Here is a 23,156-nt window from a genome sequence, read left to right as displayed (position 1 = left end):
TCACGACCGAGCCGGACCCTCCGACCGCGTCCTGATGCTCTCGGCGAAAGCGAACTGTTGCTGGTCGTACTGGTCACGGGCGTGGGTCTTCGCTGCTACCGCCGCCCGGCCTTCCGCATCGGGCAGGATCACGTGTTCCCCGGTGTCGAGGCCCCTGAGCACCTCGGCCGCGATGTCGTCGGCGGTCAGCGCGGAGCGGTCGATCAGGCCGGTGGTCAATGCCGCAGTGAGCGGATCGGCACTGTCCACCGAGGCTGCGAGATTCGTCCGGAAGAAGCCGGGACACACGACTGCCACGGTGATTCCCCACGGATGCAACTCGTGCCGCAGGGTCTCGCTGAGCGCGACGACCCCGGCCTTCGTCGCGGTGTAACTGGCCATCGCCGGCGGGTGGACCAACCCCGCCAGCGACGCGATGTTGACGATCGTCCCGCCCCCCTGGGCCTTGAACACCGGCACGAAGGTTCGGCACCCGCGCACCGCCCCCAGCAGGTTGACCTCCACTGCGCGATGCCACTCGTCCATGCCCGCGACGTCGATGCGCCCGCCCGTGGCGATGCCGGCGTTGTTGACCAGGACGTCGAGCCCGCCCCAAGTCCGGTCCACCAACTGCGCCACATCCGCCCAGTCCGCATCGGAGGTCACGTCCAGCCGCCGATGCGCAGCGGCTGTCGGCACCAGGTCGCACACGAGTACCCGGTCGCCGCGCTCGAGGAAGGCCGCGGCCAGGGCCGCGCCGAGCCCGGAGGCGCCGCCGGTCACCAAGACGCGTCGCCCAGCGTTGTCTGCCATGCCCCGACAGTACGACGGCGCGGGTACCGTGGAGTCATGTCCTGCGACTCGGGCAGTGCCTGCAGCACCAACATGGCGACCATCCATCTGATGGCCGGTGACCTGGCGGGCGCCTACCGCGAGGTGCTGATGGGGGCGCAGGCGGGGGATCCAGCCTCCGTCGCCCTGATCATCGACATCTGCGAGCGTGCCGGCGATCAGGCGCGTGCGTCGGAATGGCGCGAGCGTCTGCGGGCAGTGCGCTGACATCCGCGACGAGCCTCAGCCCGGTGACAGTGCGGGCGGTCCAACGCAGGACCCTCGGCACCCTGTCGGTCACGCAGATGCTCAGCGGCATCGCCGTGGCAGGCTCTCTGCCCGCCGCGGCACTCATCGCCGCGTCCCTGGGCGGGGAGGGCGCCGCCGGCCTGGCCCAGACCGCCGGCGTGGTGGGGGCGGCGCTGCTGGCGCTGCCGCTGGCGCAATTGGCCCTGTCCCACGGCCGCCGCGTCTCGTTGTCCACCGGGTACGCGATCGGCGCGCTCGGTGCGGTGGTGGCGGTCATCGGAGGTGCCGCCCGGGTTCTGCCCGTGGTGCTGCTCGGGTGCCTGCTGCTGGGGGTGTCCACCGCCGCGGGGTATCAGGGCCGGTACGCCGCGACGGATCTGGCCGACGAGGACCACCGCGGCCGCGCACTGTCGATCGTCGTCTGGGCCGGCACGATCGGCGCGGTCCTCGGCCCGAACCTCCTGCAGTTCTCGGGATCGCTGGCGATGCGGGTCGGCTTGCCACAACTCACCGGACCGTTCATCGTCGCCGCCGCGGTGCTGGCCGCCGCATCAGCCGTGCTCTTCTGGCGACTGCGGCCCGACCCCTACCTGCTGGCCCACTCGATCGCCGCCGAACGCGACGGCGACCTCGAGAAGTCCCGCCTGCGCGACGGCATCGCGCACCTGCGCCGGCACCGCCGGGCGGTCCTGGGGATCGTCGCGGTCGCCATCGGCCACGTCGTGATGATCATGGTCATGGTGATGACCCCGGTCCACATGGCCCACGTCGACGTGTCGTTGCAGCTGATCGGACTGGTCATCAGCGTGCACGTGCTTGGCATGTTCGCCTTGTCCCCGCTGGTGGGCTGGGCCGTCGACCGGTTCGGCCGGATCCAGGTGATCGTGGTCGGATGCGTGATCCTGCTGGTCTCCACGGTGGTCAGTGGCCTGGCGCCGGCAGACGACGTGGTGACCCTCGGGATCGGCCTGTTCCTGCTCGGCCTCGGCTGGTCCTGCACCCTGATCGCGGGATCCACCTTGCTCACCGACGACGCTGAACCGACGGAACGCCCGTCCGTGCAGGGTTTGTCCGACCTCGTCATGAACGTGGCGGGAGCCGTGGGCGGGGCAGTCGCCGGGTTGATCGTCGTGGAGTTCTCCTACGGTGCGCTGTGTGCCGCGGCGGCGGTGCCGGTCGTGGTGCTGCTGGGACTGGTGGCGATGCCGTCCCTGCGCGCCGTACCTGGGCGAGGGGAGTCAAGGACGGGCTGACCTCTGCCGCGATTTCGGGCTCGGGCCGACTCCGCCGGATTACAGTCGGGTCATGACCCTGGAGTTCCCCGTCGCCGGTGAGTGGACCCGTGGCGACACCACCCGTGAGATCCGTTCCCCCTTCGACGACGCGGTGATCGCCGAAGTCCCCGCGTTCAGCGCCGCAGACGTCGACCGAGCCGTCGCCGTGGCCAACCGGGCGCTGGAGGACGGGCCGCTACCCACGCACGAACGCGCGGCGATCCTCGACCGGGCGGCGGTGCTGCTGGCCGAGCGGGCAGAGTCGATCGCCGTTGATCTCGCCCGGGAGGCCGCCAAGCCGATCAAGCAGGCCCGCGTCGAGGTGCAGCGGGCGGTGTCCACGCTGCAGTTCTCCGCGGCCCAGGCCCGCACCTTCACCGGCGAGATGATCCCGATGGACGCAGCCGCTGCCGGGGTCGGTCACCTCGGCTTCGTCCTGCGCGTGCCCATCGGGGTCGTGGGGGCCATCTCACCGTTCAACTTCCCGCTGAACCTCGTTGCGCACAAGGTCGGCCCGGCCATCGCCGCCGGCTGCCCAGTGGTGAACAAGCCCGCGAGCCAGACCCCGCTATCAGCGCTGCACCTCGCCCGGGCGCTCTTCGACGCCGGGCTGCCGATGGAGATGCTCAGCGTGGTGCCCGGCCCGGGTTCGGTGATCGGCGATGCGCTGGTGAACAACCCCGACGTCGCCCACATCTCGTTCACGGGTTCCCCGGAGGTGGGCTGGGGGATCCGCGCGGCGGCCCCGAGCAAGCGCGTCGGCCTGGAACTGGGCAACAACTCCCCGCTGATCGTCTGCGCGGATGGGGACTGGAAGGCAGCGGCGGCCGCGGTGAAGGTGGCCGGCTTCTCGCACGCCGGGCAGTCCTGCATCTCCACCCAGCGCATCTTGGTCGACGACGCGATCAAGGACGATTTCGTGGCCGAGTTGGTCGAGCAGGTGAAGACGCTGGTCGTGGGCGACCCCCTGGACGAGGCCACGGATGTCTCGGCGCTCATCCAGCGTTCGGAGGCCGAGCGGGTCGGGAACTGGATCGATGCCGCCATGGCAGGCGGCGCGACACTGGCGGTGGGCGGCGACCGGACGCCCGAGGGTCACGTCCGCCCGACCGTGCTGGTCGACGCCGATCCCACCGACGACGTGTGCGCCAACGAGATCTTTGGCCCGGTGGTCGTCGTGCGTGGCTTCACCGACGTGAACGCGGCGATCGCCGAGGCCAACGACTCCCGCTACGGTCTGCAGGCGGCCATCTTCACCGCGGACATCGACACCGCCATGCAGGCCGCGTTCACTCTTGACTACGGCGGCGTGCTCATCAATGAGGTGCCCACCTACCGGACCGACCACATGCCGTACGGCGGCCTGCGCGACTCCGGCAACACCCGCGAGGGACCGGCCTGGGCCATCCGCGAACTCACCGAGGAGCGCCTGGTCATCATCAAGACCCCGCTGGCCTGACGCGCCGGTCGCGAGGTTGGAGATCGTGCACGACGTGGGAGGTCCCACGCGTGCGTTCTCCAACGCGGTGACCATCCTCCAACGCGGCGGGGTGCGCCTGGACTGACGCAGGCCCCGTCACCGGCTCAGCGGGAGCGCTTCTTCGGCCCCTTCGGCTTGTGGCCGGTGTCGAGTTGCAGCTCGATGAGCTGGCCGCTGATGCGCGTCTTGCGCAGGCGTTTCCACGTCTCCGCGGGCAGGTTCGCGGGCAGTTCGACCAGGCTGTGGTCTGCGCGGATGTCGATGTGACCGAAGTCCGACCGGCGCAGGCCCCCTTCGTTGGCCAGCGCACCGACGATCTGACCCGGCTGCGCCTTCTGCCGCCGGCCCACGCTGATGCGGTAGGTGGCACGTTCTGCTGTCGGGCCCCGCCGGTCGGCCGGTGCCCGCACGGCATCCGGTTCGTCCGCCAGCAACAGCGGTTCGTCGCCCTGCAGCACCAGCGCCAGGGCGGCCGCCACATCGGCCTCGGGCACGTCGTTGTGGCGTACATAGTGGGCGACCACCTCGCGGAAGAACCCCAAGTCCTCGGACTCCAGCGCCTGCGTGATCGCGTCGTCGAAACGCGCGAGTCGCGACGTGTTGATGTCCTCCACCGTGGGCAGTTGCATCGCAGTCAGCGACTGCCGGGTGGCTCTCTCGATGGAGTTGAGCAGCCGTCGCTCGCGCGGGGTCACGAACGAGATCGCGTCGCCGCTGCGGCCCGCCCGCCCGGTGCGGCCGATGCGGTGCACGTAGGACTCGGTGTCGGTGGGGATGTCGAAATTGACGACGTGGCTGATCCGTTCGACGTCCAGTCCGCGGGCGGCCACGTCGGTGGCCACGAGGATGTCCAAGCCACCGGACTTCAACTCGTTGACCGTGCGTTCGCGTTGAGCCTGCGGGACGTCGCCGTTGATCGCCATCGCTGAGAACCCGCGTGCCCGCAACTTCTCGGCCAGGGTCTCGGTCTCGTTCTTCGTACGGACGAACACGAGTATCGCTTCGAAGTCCTCGACCTCGAGGATGCGGGTGAGGGCGTCAACCTTCTGCGGGTAGGACACGACCAGGTAGCGCTGGGTGATGTTCGGCGCGGTCGTCTTCGTGTTCGCCACGGTGATCTCGAGCGGATCGCGCAGGTACTTCGTGGCCAGTCGCCGGATCTGTTTGGGCAGGGTCGCGGAGAACAGCGCCACGTTCTTCTCCGCCGGTGTCTTCGCGAGGATCGTCTCCACGTCCTCCGCGAACCCCATATTGAGCATCTCGTCGGCCTCGTCGAGGACCAGGAAACGCAGGTGGGACAGGTCCAGCGTGCCCCGCTCGAGGTGGTCCATGATGCGCCCCGGGGTGCCGACGACGACGTGCACGCCGCGGCGCAGGGCGTTGAGTTGCACGCCGTAGCCCTGCCCGCCGTACACGGGCAGCACCCGGATGCCGGGGCTGCCGGCCGCGTAGCGTTCGAAGGCCTCACAGACCTGCAACGCCAGTTCCCTGGTGGGCGCCAGCACCAGTGCCTGCGGCGGCTTCTGGTCCAGGTCGAGCCGGTCGAGGATCGGCAGCGCGAAGGCAGCGGTCTTGCCGGTGCCCGTCTGTGCCAGTCCGACCACGTCCCGGCCCGCCAGCAGCGGCGGGATCGTCGCGGTCTGGATGGGGGTGGCGGTCTCGTAGCCGACCTCGCGCAGCGCGGCCAGGATCGCCTCGCTCAAGCCGAGGTCTTCGAATCGGGCGGTGGGGATGTCGTTCACAGTCGCGGTCTCCAGTCGTTATCGCCGGCGCTTGAAGCATCGGGCGACGCGCGCTCCTTCAGGGTAGCCGTTAGCGCGCCGGGTCTCGGGCCGTGCTGCTAGGTTGCGTGCCCATGAGGATGCTGATGGCAGCCGGTGCGCTCACCTGCGGGCTGGCCCTGGCGGGGTGTGGCGGGTCGCCGACCAATCCCGAGCCCCCCGCGGAGTCGATGGCTGCGACGTCCGCCGCCCCGACCTCGGTGACGCCCGTGGCCGCCGACGACGCGTGCGGCCTGCTCACCGCACAGGAGATCAACCAGGTGCTCGACAGCGACTTCGGCGAGGGCGAACAGGAAACCGACGACGCCCGCCAGATCGTGACCTGCACCTACACCATGACCGACGACAGCAGCGGCGTGGAACTGCCGATCGCGCTGGTCGCCGTGGCGGTGTCGCAGATCGACGGGCAGGAGTCCTACGACACCAACGTCGAACTGGCCACGGCGTACTTCGGCGGGGAGGCCGAGCCGACGGACGTCGCGGGCGCCGACAAGGCGTATGTCGTCATCAACGAGGAGACGCAGTCACCGGTGATCGGGATGCTGGTGGGTGACCGGTTCATCTCGGTGCAGATCGGGCTCGAGGGCGCGACGGTCGAGCAGGCGCAGCAACTGGCCGCGATGGCGGCGGCGCGCGTCGGCTGAAGCCAGCGACAGTCCAGCGACACGGCGTGCGGAATCGCCGGCTCCGCGACGGCACACGCCTACCGTGAATCTGTGAAGGCTTCGCGGGTGGTCCCGGTTCTGGCTCTGGCCACAGTGCTCGCCGCTGGTCCGGCCGTGGCCGACGACACGCCCCTCGTGCGCTACCGCGGACCCGTGGAACACATCTTCTTCCATCCGCTGCTGCCCGAGCCGAAGTACACCCTGCACCGCGGGACCCAGCCGGCAGAGTTCAACAAGTGGATGGTCACCGCTCGCGAGTTCCGCAAGATCGTGCCGCAGCTGTATGCCAACGACTGGGTGCTCGTCGACCTCGAGTCGCTCTTCCGCACCGTGCAGACGCCCCGCGGCAAGGTGTTCCGGCGGGCACCGCTGATGCTGCCGGAGGGCAAGAAGCCGCTGGTCATCACCATCGACGACTTGAACTACCCGCAGTACATGGTCGACAACCACCTGAACTCCAAGTTGGTGCTCGACGACGCCGGCGTGATCGCCGCGCAGCGCACTCGACCGGACGGGACGACGGTGGTGTCGCGCGCCTCCGAGATCGTCCCGATCCTCGACCGGTTCGTCGCCCGCCACCCGGACTTCTCGGTCGACGGGGCGAAAGGCACCATCGCGCTCACCGGGTTCGAAGGCATCCTCGGCTACCGGACGTCCGGTGACGGCAAGCGCGCGCTTCGCGAGCAGCGCCGGGTCGCGCCGGTCGTGCAACAACTGAAGGCAACCGGCTGGGCGTTCGGTTCGCACACCTATGCCCACCCCGACCTCGGCAGGGTGGCCTACCAGCAGGTGGTCAACGACACCGACCGCTGGGAGCGGTACGTGCAGCCCCTGATCGGCCGGAACGCCCGGGTGCTCGTCTACCCGTACGGTTCCCCGGCGGCAGGAGCGTCACTGGCGTACCTGCGCAAGGCCGGCTTCCGCATCTTCTGCACGATCGGGCCGACCGCGTACACGCAGGTTGACGACGGGTACGCCGTCCAGGCGCGGGTGCATGTGGACGGGCTGTCCATGTTGAGCCAGCAGCGGATGCTCAAGCGCTTCTTCGACCCTGCGACGGTGCTGGATCCGCAGCGCCCAGCGCTGTAGCGCGGGCCGGTAGCCTGCGCACCATGGCCCGACGGCATCGATCCACCATCGCTGGGCGCATCGACGTCACCTCGCTGCTGCTGCGCGACCGCCGGGTCACGGTGCGCATCTACCTGCCCGCCGACTACGAATGGACGCGACGCCACTACCGCGTCGTCTACATGTTCGACGGGCACAACCTCTTCGACCGCACCACGTCGACGTACGACAAGGAGTGGCGCATCGACGAGACGATGCAGTGGCTGCAGACGGCGCAGGCAGGTGAGCCGGCCATCGTCGTCGGGATCGACGCCCCGCAGAACAAGTACTAGCGGTTCGCCATGTACACGATCAGCGACTGGGAGTACCGCACGCGTCCCGATGCCAGGCTGCTCAAGCGCATCGGCGGCTACGGCGACGAGACCGCGGCCTTCCTGATGGGTCCGGTCAAGGACCTCGTGGAACGGACCTACCGGGCCAGCAGGGACCGCCGCGACGTGGCTGTGGCGGGCTCCTCGATGGGTGGGTACATGGCGCTGTACGTGGGTTCGCAGTATCAGCGACAGGTCTCGAAGGTGCTCGCGTTCTCACCGGTGGCACTCGACGCCCCCATGCGCGGGTACGAGTTGCGCGATGCCGTCGTGGCCGCCGGTGCCCGGCCCACCCAGCACATCTACCTCGACATGGGTGATCGGGAGCGGCTGGACTTCTGCGGTAGCCAGGTGCTGCTCGACCACCTCGATGAACTGCGCCTGACCGTGCAGGAGGCCGGGCACCGCCACGTGCTCGCACGGGTCATCGCGGGGGCCCGCCACGACGAGCGGGCGTGGGGGACACGGTTCCTCGAGGCGTACCAGTGGGCGTTCGGTGACATGGGTTCGGCGTAGCCTGAAGGGGATGAACGCGAAGAAGGTGCGGGCCAACGGTATCGAGTTGGCTTACGAGACGTTCGGCGACCCTGCGGGCACGCCGATGCTGCTGATCATGGGCCTGGGCACGCAGATGATCGCCTGGCCCGACGAGTTGTGCGAGGACCTCGCCGCCAGAGGTTACTGGGTCGTGCGTTACGACAACCGGGACACCGGCCTGTCCACACACATGTCGGACCTGCCGGCGCCGTCGTTCATCGACGTGACGCTGCGGCGGCGCAAGCCCCCGTACACCATCGACGACATGGCTGGCGATGCCCTGGCGTTGATGGACGAACTTGGCATGAACTCCGCGCATGTGGTCGGTGCGTCCATGGGCGGGTTCATCGCCCAGACGGTGGCGGTCGCGCAGCCGCGGCGGGTCCGCAGCCTGACGTTGATCATGACCTCCACGGGCTCGCGACGGGTGGGCAACCCGAAACCCGCGGTGTTCAGCCGGTTGACCAAGCGCCGGGTGGTCAACGACCGGACCACCGCGCAGCAGGCTGCGGTGGAGACCTTCCGCATCATCGGGTCCAAGGGGTACGCCTTCGACGAGGAGTACCTGATGGAACTTGGCGGGCGATCCTACGACCGGGGTCTCGACGGGCACGGGTATGTGCGACAACTGGCGGCGATCGCCGGCCAGCCCGACCGCACGGCCAAATTGCGCCGCCTGCGCCTGCCCACGCTGGTGATCCACGGCCTGCACGACCCGCTCGTGGCGCCCAGTGGCGGGTTGGCGATCGCCAGGCACCTGCCGAACGCCAAGTTCGTCGGGTACTCGGGCATGGGTCACGACCTACCGCGTGAGTTGTGGGGGGACTTCGCCGAGGAGATCGGCGCGCTGGCGGCGAAGGCCGACCGGGAAGCTCAAGTGACGGAGAGGTGAGGACCGTGCGCGGGATGATCGTCCTCGGGGCAGTTCTGATGCTGACCGCGTGCAACGGCGGTTCGCCGACACCCGAGCCGAGCGTGACGCCGTCGGCCCCGGTGCCGCAGGCCTTGGCGCCCGGGTCGGAGTGGTTGCTCGTGGGTCCGGCCGCTCTCGGTAAGGACGTGACAATCACCTTTGCGGACGGACAGGTGACCGGCAAGGCCGCCGTCAACACCTACTCCGCGCCATTCACCGCGACCGAGGACGGCGGTATCGACATCGGGCCGATCACCAGCACCGAGATGGGCGGATCGGCGGCGCAGATGGAGGCGGAGCAGCAGTACTTCACAGCGCTGGAGCGGGCCGAGTACTACGACAGCGACGAGGTGCAACTGACGCTGCGGACCGGGCGAGAAGCGGTTGTCCGATTCGCGCAGCCGGACTCGCCGGCGGTTTACGGCGCCACCCTGGTGGGGATGAAGCTCGCCCGTGCCCGGACGGCAGCGCAGGACGAGGGGTATGCGTTCCGGGTCGTTTCCGTGGACGGAGAGAGCAGGCCGGTGACCATGGACTACCGGCCCGACCGGCTGAACGCCACCGTTGTGGACGGGCGGGTCACCGAGGTGACCGTCGGCTGATGCACACCGTCGAGTTGGCCGTCCACAGCCGCGACCGGCTGGTCACCGACCTCACCGGCGAGGCCCAGGCTTTCGTCTCCGGTCAGGGCGACGGGCTGCTCAACGTCTTCGTGCCGCACGCCACGGCCGGCGTCGCCCTCATCGAGACCGGAGCCGGCAGTGAGCCCGACCTGGCCGACGCCCTCGAGCGGTTGCTGCCCACCGCAGACATCTACCGCCACCGCCACGGCAGCGTCGGGCACGGCCGCGATCATGTCCTGCCCGCCTTCGTCGCGCCGAGCGTCTCGGTCCCGGTGGTGGGCGGCCGGCTGGCGCTGGGGGTCTGGCAGAGCATCGTCCTGGTCGACCCCAACGGGGACAACCCGCGGCGGACGGTGCGGTTGTCGTTCCTCGCGGGGTGACTCTGGGCCCGCCTGCTCCGGCCGGCCTGCATCACAGCCCGTGACCACCCGAGGCGTGCCCTGGGGTGCCTGATCGGCTCAGCGCGCCACCGCGACTGGGCGGCTGCCAAGATCACCTGCGCAAGCACCGGGAGTGAAGGGGGTCCGCCGTGCGTCGGGGATTCGTGGGCGTCGCAGTCGGATCGTTGCTCGTCACCGGTCTGGTGGCCGCGCCCCCGGGTGTCGCCCAGACCCCGCAGGCGCAGGCCGCGGCGGTGACCCCGGCCCCGAACCCCGCGATCGACGAGACCTGCGGGCTGGACGCGACGCTCATCCTGGACGCGTCGGGTTCCATCCAGTCCGCCGGAGCGGTGAACACGGTGCGCAACGCCGGGCGCGACCTCACGGCGGCGCTGAAGGACACCAACTCCACCTTGCGGATCACCCAGTTCGCCACGTTCTCCGGACAATTGAGCAGTCGGGTACCCGTGAACGCGAGCACGACCGGCAGTGGTGGGGCACTGTCCCAGGCGCTGGCCAACTACTACACCCCGCCGCCGCCCCGGCCGGCCGGTGTCAACATCTACAACGGCGGCTCCATCCAGAACAGCGCCCTCACCTGGACGAACTGGGAGGACGGGATCAAGGGGATAGACACCCCGGAACTGGCCCTTTTCATCACTGACGGCGACCCCACGGCGTACAACGTCAACTCCACGCGCACCAACGTCAACACCTCCTCCACCGGCACCGCGCTGGACAACGCCATCACGCAGGCGAACGCGCTGAAGGCGCGCGGTACCCGCATGCTCGTGGTGGGTGTCGGCAACGGGCTGACCAGCACCGCTTCGCAGGACCGGTTGAAGAAGATTTCCGGGCCGGTGCTGGAGAAGTCGGCAGCGGCGCTGGCCGGCAAGACGATCAACGAGGTCGACGCGGTGGCATTCACCGACTTCGCGGCCCTCGGCGCCTTCCTGCGCTCGGTGGTCACCTCGCTGTGCGGCAACAGCGTCACGGTGCAGAAGCTGGCCCAGACCAGCAGCGGTGCCGACTACGTCCCGACCACCGGCTGGGACGTCACCGTCCAGCCCAGCGTTCAGGGCGGCTTCTCGTGGGTCGACCCCACCGGCCCGGACAACAGCGCACAGACCCGGGCGACGTCGGGCGCGCAGGGGACGGCGGCGTTCCAGTGGAAACCGAAGGTCGCCAGCCAGAAAGCCACGGTGACGGTGTCGGAGGCGGTCCAGACCGACTTCACCGCTGATCGCTGGCGCTGCGAGATCAAGGCCGAGAACGGGTCCACCACGTCGCTGGACGGGACGCTGAGCAACCAGGACCCCTCGTTCCAGTTCGACATGAACCCTTCGGACGTGGCGTCGTGCATGCTGTACAACGACTTCGACTACGCGCCGGCGCTGCAGGTCACGAAGGTGGCTGAGGACGACCCCGTGCGCGGCAACGCCGCAGGGTGGAACGAGGAGTACACCTTCACGGTGGCCAACACCGGCAACACCCCCCTGACGATCGCTAAGCCGGTGGATCCGCAGTGCGCGAGCATCTCCGCGCCCAGCGGTCCCGGCGCACCGGGTGCCCTGCCACCGGGCGAGGAGTGGACCTACACCTGCCAGGCGAAGATCGGTCCGGTCGCCACAGTGAGCACGCCGCTGGAGCACACCAACAGCGTCACGGTGATCGGGATCGACCCGAACGGCACCACCGTGACCGGCGCGGCCGATGAGTCCATCGAAGTCAAGACGCCGGCCATCCACCTCGAGAAGACCGCAAGGAAGGCCGGCACCGATGTGGTCATCCCCGACGGCGGCAACGTCCCGGCCGGCACGCGGGTCACCTACGTCTACACGGTGACGAACACGGGCAACGACGTGCTCCAGACCGTCGGCGTGCTGGACGACAGATGCGACCCGGTGACGCGAGTCAGCGGCAGCGGGACCACCCTCCCGGTGGGGCAGACGTGGACCTACGAGTGCACCGAGGTGCTCAACCCGCCGAGCACGGTCTCGTCGGTCACGAACGTCGCCACCGTCACCGCGAAGTGGTCGAATCCGCAGGACCGGGCGCAGAACGACGGGCCGGTCACCGACGGTGACCGGATGACGATCAACATCGACCGGGCGGCCAACCTGCGCATCGTCAAGGTCACCAACCCCGGCGAGGTGGACCAGGACTTCCCGTTCACCGTCAGCGGTCAGGGGGTGCCTGCGGGCGATCAGGCCTTCGACCTCAACACCTCGAGCGCGCCGACCACCCCACCGGCGAGCCGCAACATCGCTCTCGACGGCCCGGACGGTGGCGGCAGCGAGTACACCATCACCGAGTCGGCGGTCTCGGGCTGGGATCTGACGGACCTGACGTGCGACAAGGCGCCGACCTCCGTGACCGGGGGCCAGGTGAAGGTCACGATCCTGCCCGAGGAGGACGTGACCTGCACCTTCACCAACGAACGCCGGCCGTCGTTGACGATCACCAAGCAGACCAGCCCCGCCGGGTCCCTGGCGGAGTTCGGCTTCAGCGCAGGTCTGAGCCCGGCGACCTTCACATTGACCGACGGGCAGAGCCAGACCTACACGGGCATCGCACCGGGCCAGGTGAGCATCACCGAGGACGAGGTGCCGGCCGGCTGGGAGCTCGACGCGATCTCCTGCAGCGGCACCACGGTGGTCAGCAGCAACGTCGACACCGGCGCGGTGACGGTCGACCTGGCCTACGGTGAGCAGGCCGACTGCGTCTACACCAACGGGGAACTTCCGCCGGCGACCCTGACGGTGGTCAAGGACGACGTTCCTGCGACCTGGGACCCGTTGTTCCCCTTCGAAGTCCAGGGCGTCGGCCTGGTCGATCCCGGCCAGCCCGGAAACGATTCCTTCGACCTCGGCCTCGGCGATGCCACGTCCTACACGGTGCGTCCCGCTGCGGCCGGTGACACCTACACCGTCACCGAGGGCAGCCAGCCCGCGCCACCGGCCGGGGACAGCGGCTTCGCCCTCACCGACATCGAATGCGTCCTGGCCAGCGACCCGCAGAACCCGGTCCTCGGGGACACCGGTACCGGTGCGGTCGATGTGCTGCTGACCCCGGGTGACTCGGCAGTCTGCACCTACGTCAACCAGCAATATCCGCGGCTGACCGTCGCGAAGACCGTCATCAACCCGGATGACCCCGCCGACGACACGGAGTTCAGTTTCACGCCGTCCGGTGCGCTGGGCGGCACGGACTTCGCGTTGGGCAACAACCAGACCGAGGTGTTCACCGACGTCGCGCCCGGCGACGCGCTGACAGTCACTGAGGCGTCCCAGTCGGGCTGGGCACTGACGTCGCTGGAATGCACCGGCGCTGGGTCGCAGGACCTCACCGCGGACCCGCTGACCGGCGTGGTCACCGGCGACCTCGGGTACGGCGCCGACGTGGTGTGCACATACGTCAACACCCGGGACCCGTCCCCGGCCTACCTGTTCGTGATGAAGAACACCGACCCGGCCGACTCCTCGGCGACGTTCGACTTCAACGCGACCGACGGTGCGGCGTTCGACGAGGACTTCTCACTCGGCGGCGGCGACTACCAGGGCTTCGAGGTCAATCCGGGCACCGGCACCGTGGACTACACCGTCAGTGAAGCGGGCAAGCCCGGTTGGCGGCTCACCGAACTCGACTGCGTGAAGAACACCGATCCATCCGACCTCCAGGGCGGTGACCTCGACACTGGCGGGGTGACCATCACGCTCGGCGAAGGTGAGGTCGGTGTCTGCGTGTTCGAGAACCAGCAGCTCGGCACGCTGTCGGTCGACAAGGTCACCGACGTGGCGTCGGCGCGGGGGTTCGACTTCACCGCCACCGGCGTCACCCCGGGAACGTTCTCACTGACTGGCGGCGGGAGCCCGCAGGTGTACGCGGGCATCGTCGCGGGCACCGTGATCACGGTCACCGAGGACGTGCCGACCGCCGCGCCGGACCGCTGGTCGCTGTCGGACATCACTTGTGACGGCACCACGGGTCCGGCCCACGATCTGGCCACCGGCGAGGCGAGTTTCACGATGGGTGCCGGTGAGGACGTCGACTGCACCTACAGCGACGTCAAGGTCCCAGCCGCCACGGTCCAGATCGTGAAGGCCGCCGATCCCGCCGACGGCACGCAGTTCGCCTTCGCGGCCAGTGGCGACGACGGTGGGGTGAGCCCCGCAGACGAGTCGTTCACGCTGGCACCTGACGGTGACATCGCGGTGAAGACGATGACCGTGCATCCGGCAGCCGACGGTGAGTCGTTCCGCTTCGCCGAGCCGGGACCGCTGCCGGCCGGCTGGAACCTCACGGACATCGAGTGCGTCAACGGTGGCGATGTCGTGGGGAGCACGGACTTCACCGCTGCCGGGGGCCACGTCGACGTGAACATCGACCCCGGTGACACGATCACCTGCACGTTCACCGACGTCAAGGACGCCACTCTCACGGTGGTCAAGGAGGCCCCGGACGACCCGTCGCAGGACTTCGACTTCGAGTGGACCGCCGGTGCCGACTTCACGCTGCGCGACCAGCAGAGCCGCAGCGCCACCGGTCTGAGCGCCGGCCAGTACACCGTCGCGGAGGTAGACCTGCCGGCCGACTGGTACCTCGACGGCCCGGAGGGCGAGCACCCGACCTGCGTCGGGACCGCGGCGGCCGTGGATTACACCCCGGAACTCGGGGCCACGGTGGATCTGGCGCCCGGAGAGCAGGCGGTGTGCACGTTCGCCGACTTCTTCGAGTACGACCCGCAGATCACGCTTGTGAAGACGCCGGACCGCCAGGTGGTGCTGGAGGGCAAGCCGGTGATCTACACGTACACCGTGACGAACTCCGGGAACGTGAACGTGAACACCGTCGGGGCCCTCAACGACACGATCGAAGACGACAGGTGCAGTCCCGTTACGTACGTCAGCGGCGGCACCCCACCGACGATGGCTCCCGGCGAGTCGTGGTCATTCACGTGCACGGTGAGCGCGATGACGGCCAACACGGCGACGAACGTGGCGCTCGCGACGATGCAGGGGCCTGACGGGCAGATCACTGCCACTGACACGGCTACCGTCGAGGTGCTCGTACCGGCCCTCGATCTGGTCAAGACCGTTGACCAGCCCGTGGTCTACCCGGGCACTGGCGTGACGTACACCTACGTCGCGACGAACACCGGGCAGACGCCTTTCGAGGGTCCGGCCGGACTCGACGACTGGATCACCGATGACACGTGCTCGCCGGTGGGTTACCACTCCGGGGACGTCGGCGGCGACGCGGTGCTCGACGTGGGCGAGTCGTGGCGTTACCTGTGTTCGATGCCGATCAGCGCCGACACCACCAATACTGCGACGTTCACCGGCACGCCGTTCATCGCTGCCAGCCCGGACAGCGGGGACAAGCAGACCGGTGAGCCGATGCAGGCCACCGCCACCGCCGACGTCGAGGTGATCCAGAAGGGCATCGCCATCACCAAGACCCCGTCGGCTCCTGGCGGGGTGATGAAGGACGGCACGTTGCTGGTCCCGTTGGGCACGGAGGTCACCTACACCTACGAGGTGACCTCGGGCGCTGCCACCGTACCGATGGATGTCCTGGACGTCACCGACAACAAGTGCGCACCGGTGCAGTACCAGTCCGGTGACACCAGCGGCGACGGCATGGTGGATCCCGGCGAGACGTGGATCTACACGTGCAAGGCCGTCTTCAACGGCATCAGCACGGTCACGAACACCGTGGTGGTCACCGCCGTCGAGCCCATCCTCGGTGGGCTTGCGGAGGACTCCGACCACGCGACGGTGAAGAGCTACAAGGGCAGCATCGCCATCAAGAAGAGCCCGAGCGCGGAACTGGTCCCGAAGGGCACCCCGGTGACCTTCACCTACACCGCGATGAACGACGGCACCGTCGATCTCACCGACGTCACTGTCGTCGACGACAAGTGCGCGCCCGTGACCTACGTTTCCGGCGACGACGGTGACGGGGTCATGAAGCCGGGTGACGAGTGGACGTTCCGGTGCGTGAGCCCGCTGACCGACGACACCACCAACGTCGCGGAAGCCACAGGCACGACGCCGAGCGGCGGGAAGGTGACGGACTCGACATCGGTGACGGTCCTGGTCGTGGGTGGTCGTTTGAACCCCGCGATCGCGGTGACCAAGACGCCATCGGCGACGCAGGTGGACGAGGGCGGCAAGGTCACCTACCGCTACGAGGTCACCAACGCCGGCACGATGCCGCTGGCGAACATCCGGATGAGCGACGACAAGTGCTCGCCGGTGACGTACGTGAGTGGCGACGACAACGGCGACGGCCTGCTGACCTCCTCGGCCAGCGGCGAGGGCTGGCCCGACAAGACGTGGATCTACACCTGCACGACGCGGATCACGAAGAAGACCACGAACACAGTGACTGCCACCGGTTCGCCGTGGAACGCCGGTCAGGTCGTGGGCGCCGACGTGTCCGCGGTGGCGAAGGCCACGGTGACGGTGACCAAGCAGTTGCCGATCAACGTCGACCCGGTCAAGAACTGCAAGGGCGGCACCTGCGTCAAGGCGTCCAAGACGAACAAGTACGGCACGCTGAAGTACCGCACCAAGTGCCGTCCAGTTGGAAGCTCTGCCGCCGGTGAGGTCAGCTACTGTCGCACCAAGGTGACCAAGAACGGCGCGGTCAAGGTGAAGGTGTTCGGCTACCGCAAGGTCAAGGTCACCGTGTGGATCACTGCCGTTCCGAAGCCGAAGTACAAGGACACGTGGAACCGCAACACGTGGCGGCGGACCTGGGTGATCAGGCCGTAGCGTCGGGCGCTGGTGGGCCGCTGCCTTCAGTGGGGAGTGGTCCAACCGGTCCGCCGGGCGCCGGTGGGCCCGGAGTGCGCGCCAGCTGCAGCCGGGAGTGATCCGGAAACCGGGGAGCGATCGAACCGGTCTGTATCCCTCCCGGGTGGAGGTTTCACTCCCGCCTTGGGCTGCGGCGGCTCCCGAGCGCCGAACCCGTACATTCGTCGCTCACCTTCCGTTCACCACGCGCCCGACCCCCCGGAGTTGGAATACTCGTCGGCAACCCAGGAGGTCCGCCCATGCTCGAGGTTTCCGAAGTCGGCAACAAAGTCGCCAAGGAGCAGTACAAAGCCGCAGTCCCCGACATCCGGGTCGGCCTGGTCAATGCGCAGTACGACCTGCGCAACGCCGACTTCCCCGTCATCATCTGGATCGCGGGCGACGACCGGCTCGCGGCCAACGAGATGGTCAACCGGCTCAACGAGTGGATGGACACCCGCTTCGTGAGTACTCGGGTGTTCGCCGAGCACACCCAGGAGGAGGCGGAGCGGCCGACGTTGTGGCGGCTCTGGCATGCGCTGCCGCCCAAGGGGCAGTGCGCCATCTTCGCCGGCGGGCTGATGCGCACCGCGTCGATGCGCGTCAATGACGAGATCACCGAGGAGGACTTCAGCAAGTGGCTGCGCCACGTTGCCGTCATGCAGTCCGAACTCGTGGCCGACGGCGCGCTGGTCCTCAAGTTCTTCCTCCACACCCCGGAGAAGAAGCAGCGAAGGAAGCTCCGTGCGGCGGAGAAGGACCCGGCGACCGGCTGGTGGATCGACCAGCGCGACTGGGCTGCACTGGAAAAGATGAGCCCGTCCCTGCCGGTGGTGGAGCGCATCCTGCGCGAGACGAGCGCACCTGGCGCGCCGTGGACGATCGTGGAGTCCACCGATGACCGCTACCGGGACCTCACCGTGGCCCGTACCATCCTGGCGGCACTGACGGCGCGGCTGGAGCAGAAGCCGGTCACGGGGCCGTCGGTGGCGCAGTCGGTCTTCGGTGACCTCGACGCCGAGACGACCGTGCTCAGTGGCGTGGACCTGACGCAGGACCTCGACAAGCAGACCTACCGCCGGGAACTGGCGAAGCAGCAACGCCGGCTGTACAAGTTGTCGATCGAGGCGCGGAGCCGCGGCATCAGCACTGTGCTGGCTTTCGAAGGCTGGGACGCCGCCGGCAAGGGCGGGGTGATCCGGCGAGTGACGCAGGCACTGGAGGCGGGCGACTACCGCACCATTCCGGTGGCGGCGCCGACCCCGGAGGAACTGCGCTACCCCTACCTGTGGCGGTTCTGGCGGCACCTGCCGCCGGCCGGAAGGTTCGCCATCTTCGACCGCACCTGGTACGGCCGGGTGCTGGTGGAGCGGGTCGAGGGTTTCGCCGACCCCTCGGAATGGCAGCGCGCCTACGACGAGATCAACGACTTCGAGTCGCAACTGGTGGAACGCGGCTACTTCGTGGCCAAGTTCTGGCTGCACATCTCCCAGGAGGAGCAGCTCGCCCGGTTCCAGGCGCGCGAGCAGACTCCGTACAAGCAGCACAAGATCACCGAAGAGGACTACCGCAACCGCGAGAAGTGGGACGACTACGTGCAGGCCATCGACCAGATGGTGCTGCGGACCACCACCGACGGCGCGCGGTGGCACGTGATCCCCGCCAACAGCAAGTACTTCGCCCGGGTTTCGGTGCTGCGCGCGATCACCGAGGGTTTGAAGCGGACCCTGCGCGATCAGAGTTGAGTCTCACAGAGCCTGCACCGCGCCGATCACGGTGAGGTCGGCATCGATAACCTTCCGGGTCGCCGCGCCATTGCAGACCACCCGGTAGTTCCAGGACACGGGGGTGTTGTTGAGGAAAGCGCCCTGGGCTATTGATAGGCGCAGAACGCTGGTGGTGACGATTCGCTGTCGTCGAGGTCGAAGAAGCTGCTGCCGTTACTGGAGACTTGCAGGGCGCAGGTGTAGCTACCCCCTCCTTGCGTCTTCACCCGGACGGTGCTGGGTCACGTGAACTTCCCGGGCCCGGCGGGAGTCGCCAGTGGTCCGCCGATGGCGCCGTTGGCGTTGGTCGAGTTGCTGGGCGGTGGATGTGACGACCTGGTTGCCGCCGGACAGGGTGATGCGGCCGTTCACCGCGGAATCCGCGAAGGTCAACAGGCGAGATCTGGCCGCCCCTGGTCTCCCTTGGGTCCGGGGGTCTCCCTGGGTCCGGGGCTCCCTGGGGCCCCGGGCGCCGGTTCGCTTGAGTGCGCGCAGCCCTGGCGACAGGTCCTTGGCTTTGATGGTGCCGTTCTTGATGTCCTTGCTGGTGATGAACCGGGCGGCGGTCGCAGTGCCCGCGCCCGCCAGTGCGATGCCGAGGACGACGGCCAGCACCGCAACCCCTGTTCTTGCGGCCATCGGACTCCTCCCGTCGCCGGGGTGCTCACGGTAGCCGCGGGTGCTGCCGGAACACGGGCTAAGGGCCGTTCAGCCCCCGAGCAGTTTGGCTTTCGCCGCGGCGAACTCCTCGTCGGTGAGCAGGCCGTCCGCCTTCATCTGGGCCAGGCGCTGCAGCTCGTCCACGGGGCCGTCGTCGGGGCGGGAGCTGCCTGCGATGACGCATCCAGGGGGTGCGGGATGCCGAACTCGCGGAAGAGCGGGATCTGCTCCGGCGAGGCGCCATCGGGCATGCCGACCGCGAACGTGTTCGGATCGTTGGCTTCGTACCAGGCCGGCCACATGTCGCCCACCCGCGGCATGTTCGTCTGCGGGACCACGACCTTCTTCTGGGCCTGGAAAGCGGGCGAACCGTCGAGCGGTTCGAGCAGGAACGTCAGCCAGCACTGGATGTTGATGTTGTTGATGACCATCCCGGTGGGGTCGATGCGCAGGATCTTCGCCCGCGCCTTCTTCCCGGAGGCGGCGAGGTTCATCGCCTGCTCCTGCTTCTTCCTCCCGCCGCCGGTGGCGTTGCGGACGAAGAACAGGGCGCCGATGATGATGACGACCGGGACGATGACGGAGACCAGGATCGTGGTGGTGGTGTTCACCGCCCAATCATGGCGTTACATGATCACCGGCTCAAGACCCCACGCGATTGTGGCGATGGTGCGTCCCACCCGGCCCGTTCTGCGACGACGGTGCGGGGTGTGGGCCGGCGGACCGCGCACCGTCGTGACAAACCACCGCCAGGGCCCCGCACCTTCGTCACAATGACCGCCACCCCCGTGCCGTTCGTCGTCGTCCCCGCGCCGTTCGTCGCATGCCCGCCGACCACCTGTGGGCCGCATCACACCACTGGCCGCAAGGGGCCCGTCAACGGGTTCCGGCGGGCCCGGGGGGTCCATAACGTGTCACCACCGGAGCACCCGCTCCACTCGAACGCAAAGGCAGGGACCCATGACCATCAACCAGGATCCGCTGAAGGTCGGGGGCGTCCCCGATCCGGAGGCGTACGTCAAGGCGCAGAGGAGTCCGGAGTTCATCGAGCTGCGCAAGCGGTACCGCGGGTTCGCGTTCCCGATGACCGTGGCGTTCCTCGTCTGGTATTTCACCTTCGTGCTGACCGCGGTGTTCGCGCCCCAGTGGATGGCGCAACCGGTCTGGGGCAATGTCAACCGCGGCGTCATCTTCGGACTGCTGCAGTTCGTGTCCACCGGGCTCATCACGTGGCTGTACGTGCGCCACGCCAACCGCAAGCTCGACCCGCTGGCCATGGAGATCCGTGAGGACCTGGAAGGAACCAACCGATGAATGCAACTGCAGGCAGCCCCGTGGTGAACATGGCCATCTTCCTGGCGTTCGTCGCCGTGACGATGGTCATCGTGATCCGGGCCTCGCGCCAGAACAAGACCGCCGCCGACTACTACACCGGCGGCCGGTCCTTCACCGGCGGCCAGAACGGCACCGCCATCGCCGGTGACTACCTGTCAGCCGCGAGTTTCCTCGGGATCACCGGGGCGATCGCGCTGACCGGCTTCGACGGCTTCCTCTACTCCATCGGCTTCCTCGTGGCGTGGCTGGTGGCCCTGCTGCTGGTGGCCGAACTGCTGCGCAACACCGGCAAATTCACGATGGCCGACGTGCTCGCGTTCCGCATGCGGCAGCGTCCGGTGCGGATGGCGGCAGCCATCTCGACGCTGGCGGTCTCCTTCTTCTACCTGCTGGCCCAGATGGCCGGTGCCGGGGGCCTCGTGAGCCTGCTCATGGGGGTCACGGGCAACGTCGGGCAGTCCCTGACGATCGCGGTGGTCGGCGTGCTGATGATCGTCTACGTGCTCGTCGGCGGGATGAAGGGCACCACCTGGGTGCAGATCATCAAGGCCGTGCTGCTCATCGCCGGTGCCGCCCTGATGACGTTCTGGGTGTTCAGCAAGTACGGCTTCAGCCTCTCCGACGTCATGGGTGCGGCCGCCGGCAACAGCCCGCTGGGTGAGAAGCTCCTGGAGCCCGGCGCGAAGTACGGCGTCAACACGCTGAGCAAGATCGACTTCATCTCGCTGTCGATGGCCCTGGTGCTGGGCACCGCGGGCCTGCCGCACGTGCTGATGCGCTTCTACACGGTCCCGACCTCCAAGGAGGCCCGCAAGTCCGTGGTGTGGGCGATCAGCCTGATCGGCCTGTTCTACCTGTTCAGCCTGGTGCTGGGCTTCGGTGCCGCCGCTCTGGTCGGCTCCGACGTCATCAAGGCCGCGCCGGGCGGGGCGAACTCCGCGGCGCCGCTGCTGGCCTACGAACTCGGCGGCACGCTGCTGCTGGGCTTCATCTCCGCGGTCGCCTTCGCGACCATCCTCGCGGTGGTGGCCGGCTTGACGATCACCGCCAGCGCGTCGTTCGCCCACGATGTCTACAACAACTACATCAAGCGCGGCCAGGTCTCGGCCGACGCCGAGGTGAAGGTGGCGCGCAGGGCGGCGGTCGTGATCGGGGTCTTCGCGATCATCGGTGGCATCCTGGCCAAGGACCAGAACATCGCGTTCCTGGTGGCCCTGGCCTTCGCAGTGGCGGCTTCGGCGAACCTGCCGACGATCCTCTACTCGCTGTTCTGGAAGGGCTTCACCACGCGTGGCGCCCTGTGGAGCATCTACGGCGGCTTGATCTCCTCGGTCACGCTGATCCTCTTCTCGCCGGTGGTGTCGGGCAAGCCGATCCCGGAGGGCGCGACGAAGAGCCCGTCGATGCTTCAGGGCGTGGACTTCCACTGGTTCCCGCTGGACAACCCGGGGCTGATCTCCATCCCGCTGGCCTTCTTCCTCGGCTGGCTGGGCAGCGTGACCGACCCGACCAAGTCCGACGCGGTGAAGTTCGCCGAGATGGAGGTCCGGTCGCTGACCGGCGCGGGTGCCGAGAAGGCCACCGTCGCGCACTGACCTCCCCCTGAGCAGGCGTCCGGGTGGCGTGAAGTTGGCCCCGCCACCCGGACGCCTCATCACCCGTCATCCCGCAGACCCACGAAAGGCCCCACCCATGACCGACACCCTCGCGAATCTCGCCAGCGAGACCCGCAGCTTCCCGCCCAGCGACGACTTCGTCGCGCAGTCCACCATCACCCCGGCCATCTACGACGAGGCGGCCGTCGACCGGCTCGGCTTCTGGGCCGAGCAGGCGCAGCGTCTCGACTGGACGCAGCCGTGGGACGAGGTGCTCGACTGGTCCGACGCCCCGTTCGCGAAGTGGTTCGTGGGCGGCCGGCTCAACGTCGCGTACAACTGCGTCGACCGGCACGTGGACGCCGGTCTCGGCTCGCGCACCGCGATCATCTTCGAGCCGGAGAACGGTGCAGCCCAGGAGATCACCTACGCGCAACTGGCCAAGCAGGTGGCCCAGGCCGCGAACGCGCTGACCGACCTCGGCGTCGAGGCCGGCGACCGGGTGGCGATCTACATGCCGATGATCCCGCAGGCCGTCGTGGCCATGCTGGCCTGCGCCCGCATCGGCGCGCCCCACTCTGTGGTGTTCGGCGGCTTCTCCGCAGAGGCACTGCGCAGCCGCATCGACGACGCCGAGGCCAAGGTGGTCATCACCACCGATGGGCAGTTCCGGCGTGGCTCGTCGATGCCGCTCAAGCCCGCCGTGGACGAGGCACTCGAGCACTGTCCCAGCGTGGAGAAGGTCATCGTGGTGCGCCGCACCGGCGACACCGTCGACTGGCACGAGGGCCGGGACCTGTGGTGGCACGACGTCGTGGCCACAGCCGCCGACACCCACGAGGCGCA

20 protein-coding genes are annotated in these 23,156 nt (G+C 68.5%); 15 read left to right on the top strand and 5 right to left on the bottom strand.

Annotated elements, in window-relative coordinates:
- Complete coding sequence (locus IPG68_01690; protein MBK6762058.1) at positions 1 to 792, bottom strand: SDR family NAD(P)-dependent oxidoreductase; 792 nt, start codon at positions 790 to 792, stop codon at positions 1 to 3.
- Between the two features lie 36 nt (positions 793 to 828).
- On the opposite strand from IPG68_01690, the gene IPG68_01685 reads away from it, so the two are divergent.
- From IPG68_01685 to IPG68_01675, 3 genes are read left to right on the top strand one after another with little or no spacing between them, the layout of a single operon-like run.
- The gene (locus IPG68_01685) at positions 829 to 1,038 is read left to right on the top strand and encodes a hypothetical protein (GenBank protein MBK6762057.1); all 210 of its coding nucleotides are present in this window, start codon (positions 829 to 831) and stop codon (positions 1,036 to 1,038) included.
- Positions 1,039 to 1,061: 23 nt separating this feature from the next.
- A complete protein-coding gene (locus IPG68_01680) occupies positions 1,062 to 2,312 on the top strand; it encodes an MFS transporter (GenBank protein MBK6762056.1) in 1,251 nt (416 codons plus the stop codon).
- Between the two features lie 52 nt (positions 2,313 to 2,364).
- Positions 2,365 to 3,792 carry an aldehyde dehydrogenase family protein gene (locus IPG68_01675; GenBank protein MBK6762055.1) on the top strand — a complete coding sequence of 476 codons (1,428 nt, stop codon included), beginning with the start codon at positions 2,365 to 2,367 and terminating at the stop codon, positions 3,790 to 3,792.
- Positions 3,793 to 3,917: 125 nt separating this feature from the next.
- Here IPG68_01675 and IPG68_01670 read toward each other — a convergent pair whose 3' ends face one another.
- Positions 3,918 to 5,570, bottom strand: coding sequence for a DEAD/DEAH box helicase (locus IPG68_01670; protein ID MBK6762054.1), 1,653 nt, complete (start codon positions 5,568 to 5,570; stop codon positions 3,918 to 3,920).
- Positions 5,571 to 5,668: 98 nt separating this feature from the next.
- Between IPG68_01670 and IPG68_01665 the strand changes: the two genes are divergently transcribed.
- From IPG68_01665 to pap, 9 genes are all read left to right on the top strand, one after another.
- Complete coding sequence (locus IPG68_01665; GenBank protein MBK6762053.1) at positions 5,669 to 6,238, top strand: DUF3558 family protein; 570 nt, start codon at positions 5,669 to 5,671, stop codon at positions 6,236 to 6,238.
- Positions 6,239 to 6,310: 72 nt separating this feature from the next.
- Positions 6,311 to 7,348, top strand: coding sequence for a polysaccharide deacetylase family protein (locus IPG68_01660; protein ID MBK6762052.1), 1,038 nt, complete (start codon positions 6,311 to 6,313; stop codon positions 7,346 to 7,348).
- 23 nt (positions 7,349 to 7,371) lie between these two features.
- Positions 7,372 to 7,659, top strand: coding sequence for a hypothetical protein (locus tag IPG68_01655; protein MBK6762051.1), 288 nt, complete (start codon positions 7,372 to 7,374; stop codon positions 7,657 to 7,659).
- Between the two features lie 9 nt (positions 7,660 to 7,668).
- Positions 7,669 to 8,214 carry a hypothetical protein gene (locus IPG68_01650; protein MBK6762050.1) on the top strand — a complete coding sequence of 182 codons (546 nt, stop codon included), beginning with the start codon at positions 7,669 to 7,671 and terminating at the stop codon, positions 8,212 to 8,214.
- Between the two features lie 10 nt (positions 8,215 to 8,224).
- A complete protein-coding gene (locus IPG68_01645) occupies positions 8,225 to 9,127 on the top strand; it encodes an alpha/beta fold hydrolase (protein ID MBK6762049.1) in 903 nt (300 codons plus the stop codon).
- A gap of 5 nt (positions 9,128 to 9,132) precedes the next feature.
- A complete protein-coding gene (locus IPG68_01640) occupies positions 9,133 to 9,750 on the top strand; it encodes an META domain-containing protein (GenBank protein ID MBK6762048.1) in 618 nt (205 codons plus the stop codon).
- Positions 9,750 to 10,151, top strand: coding sequence for a YjbQ family protein (locus IPG68_01635; GenBank protein MBK6762047.1), 402 nt, complete (start codon positions 9,750 to 9,752; stop codon positions 10,149 to 10,151). Before IPG68_01640 ends, IPG68_01635 begins: the two co-directional genes overlap by 1 nt.
- Before the next feature lie 149 nt (positions 10,152 to 10,300).
- The gene (locus IPG68_01630; protein MBK6762046.1) at positions 10,301 to 16,933 is read left to right on the top strand and encodes a VWA domain-containing protein; all 6,633 of its coding nucleotides are present in this window, start codon (positions 10,301 to 10,303) and stop codon (positions 16,931 to 16,933) included.
- A gap of 281 nt (positions 16,934 to 17,214) precedes the next feature.
- Positions 17,215 to 18,699 carry a polyphosphate:AMP phosphotransferase gene (pap, locus tag IPG68_01625; protein ID MBK6762045.1) on the top strand — a complete coding sequence of 495 codons (1,485 nt, stop codon included), beginning with the start codon at positions 17,215 to 17,217 and terminating at the stop codon, positions 18,697 to 18,699.
- Positions 18,700 to 18,924: 225 nt separating this feature from the next.
- On the opposite strand, the gene IPG68_01620 is transcribed toward pap, so the two are convergent.
- The 3 genes from IPG68_01620 to IPG68_01610 form a co-directional block, all read right to left on the bottom strand.
- Positions 18,925 to 19,359 carry a hypothetical protein gene (locus tag IPG68_01620; protein ID MBK6762044.1) on the bottom strand — a complete coding sequence of 145 codons (435 nt, stop codon included), beginning with the start codon at positions 19,357 to 19,359 and terminating at the stop codon, positions 18,925 to 18,927.
- Between the two features lie 69 nt (positions 19,360 to 19,428).
- Complete coding sequence (locus tag IPG68_01615) at positions 19,429 to 19,497, bottom strand: SHOCT domain-containing protein (GenBank protein MBK6762043.1); 69 nt, start codon at positions 19,495 to 19,497, stop codon at positions 19,429 to 19,431.
- A complete protein-coding gene (locus tag IPG68_01610; GenBank protein MBK6762042.1) occupies positions 19,494 to 19,991 on the bottom strand; it encodes a hypothetical protein in 498 nt (165 codons plus the stop codon). Before IPG68_01610 ends, IPG68_01615 begins: the two co-directional genes overlap by 4 nt.
- 349 nt (positions 19,992 to 20,340) lie before the next feature.
- On the opposite strand from IPG68_01610, the gene IPG68_01605 reads away from it, so the two are divergent.
- The 3 genes from IPG68_01605 to IPG68_01595 all read left to right on the top strand — a co-directional run.
- Positions 20,341 to 20,694: a DUF485 domain-containing protein gene (locus IPG68_01605; protein MBK6762041.1), complete on the top strand. Its 354-nt coding sequence runs from the start codon at positions 20,341 to 20,343 to the stop codon at positions 20,692 to 20,694.
- Entirely contained in the window at positions 20,691 to 22,310 is a 1,620-nt protein-coding gene (locus IPG68_01600; protein MBK6762040.1) for a cation acetate symporter, read from the top strand. The genes IPG68_01605 and IPG68_01600 overlap by 4 nt, the downstream gene beginning before the upstream one ends.
- A gap of 97 nt (positions 22,311 to 22,407) precedes the next feature.
- Positions 22,408 to 23,156, top strand: a 749-nt coding sequence (locus IPG68_01595; GenBank protein ID MBK6762039.1) for an AMP-binding protein, incomplete at its 3' end; no start/stop codon positions are given.

Source organism: Micrococcales bacterium, from assembly GCA_016703125.1.
GTDB lineage: Bacteria > Actinomycetota > Actinomycetes > S36-B12 > UBA10799 > JADKAV01.
Note: the sequence above shows the minus strand (reverse complement) of the source record. Positions and strands in the feature narration are given on the sequence as shown.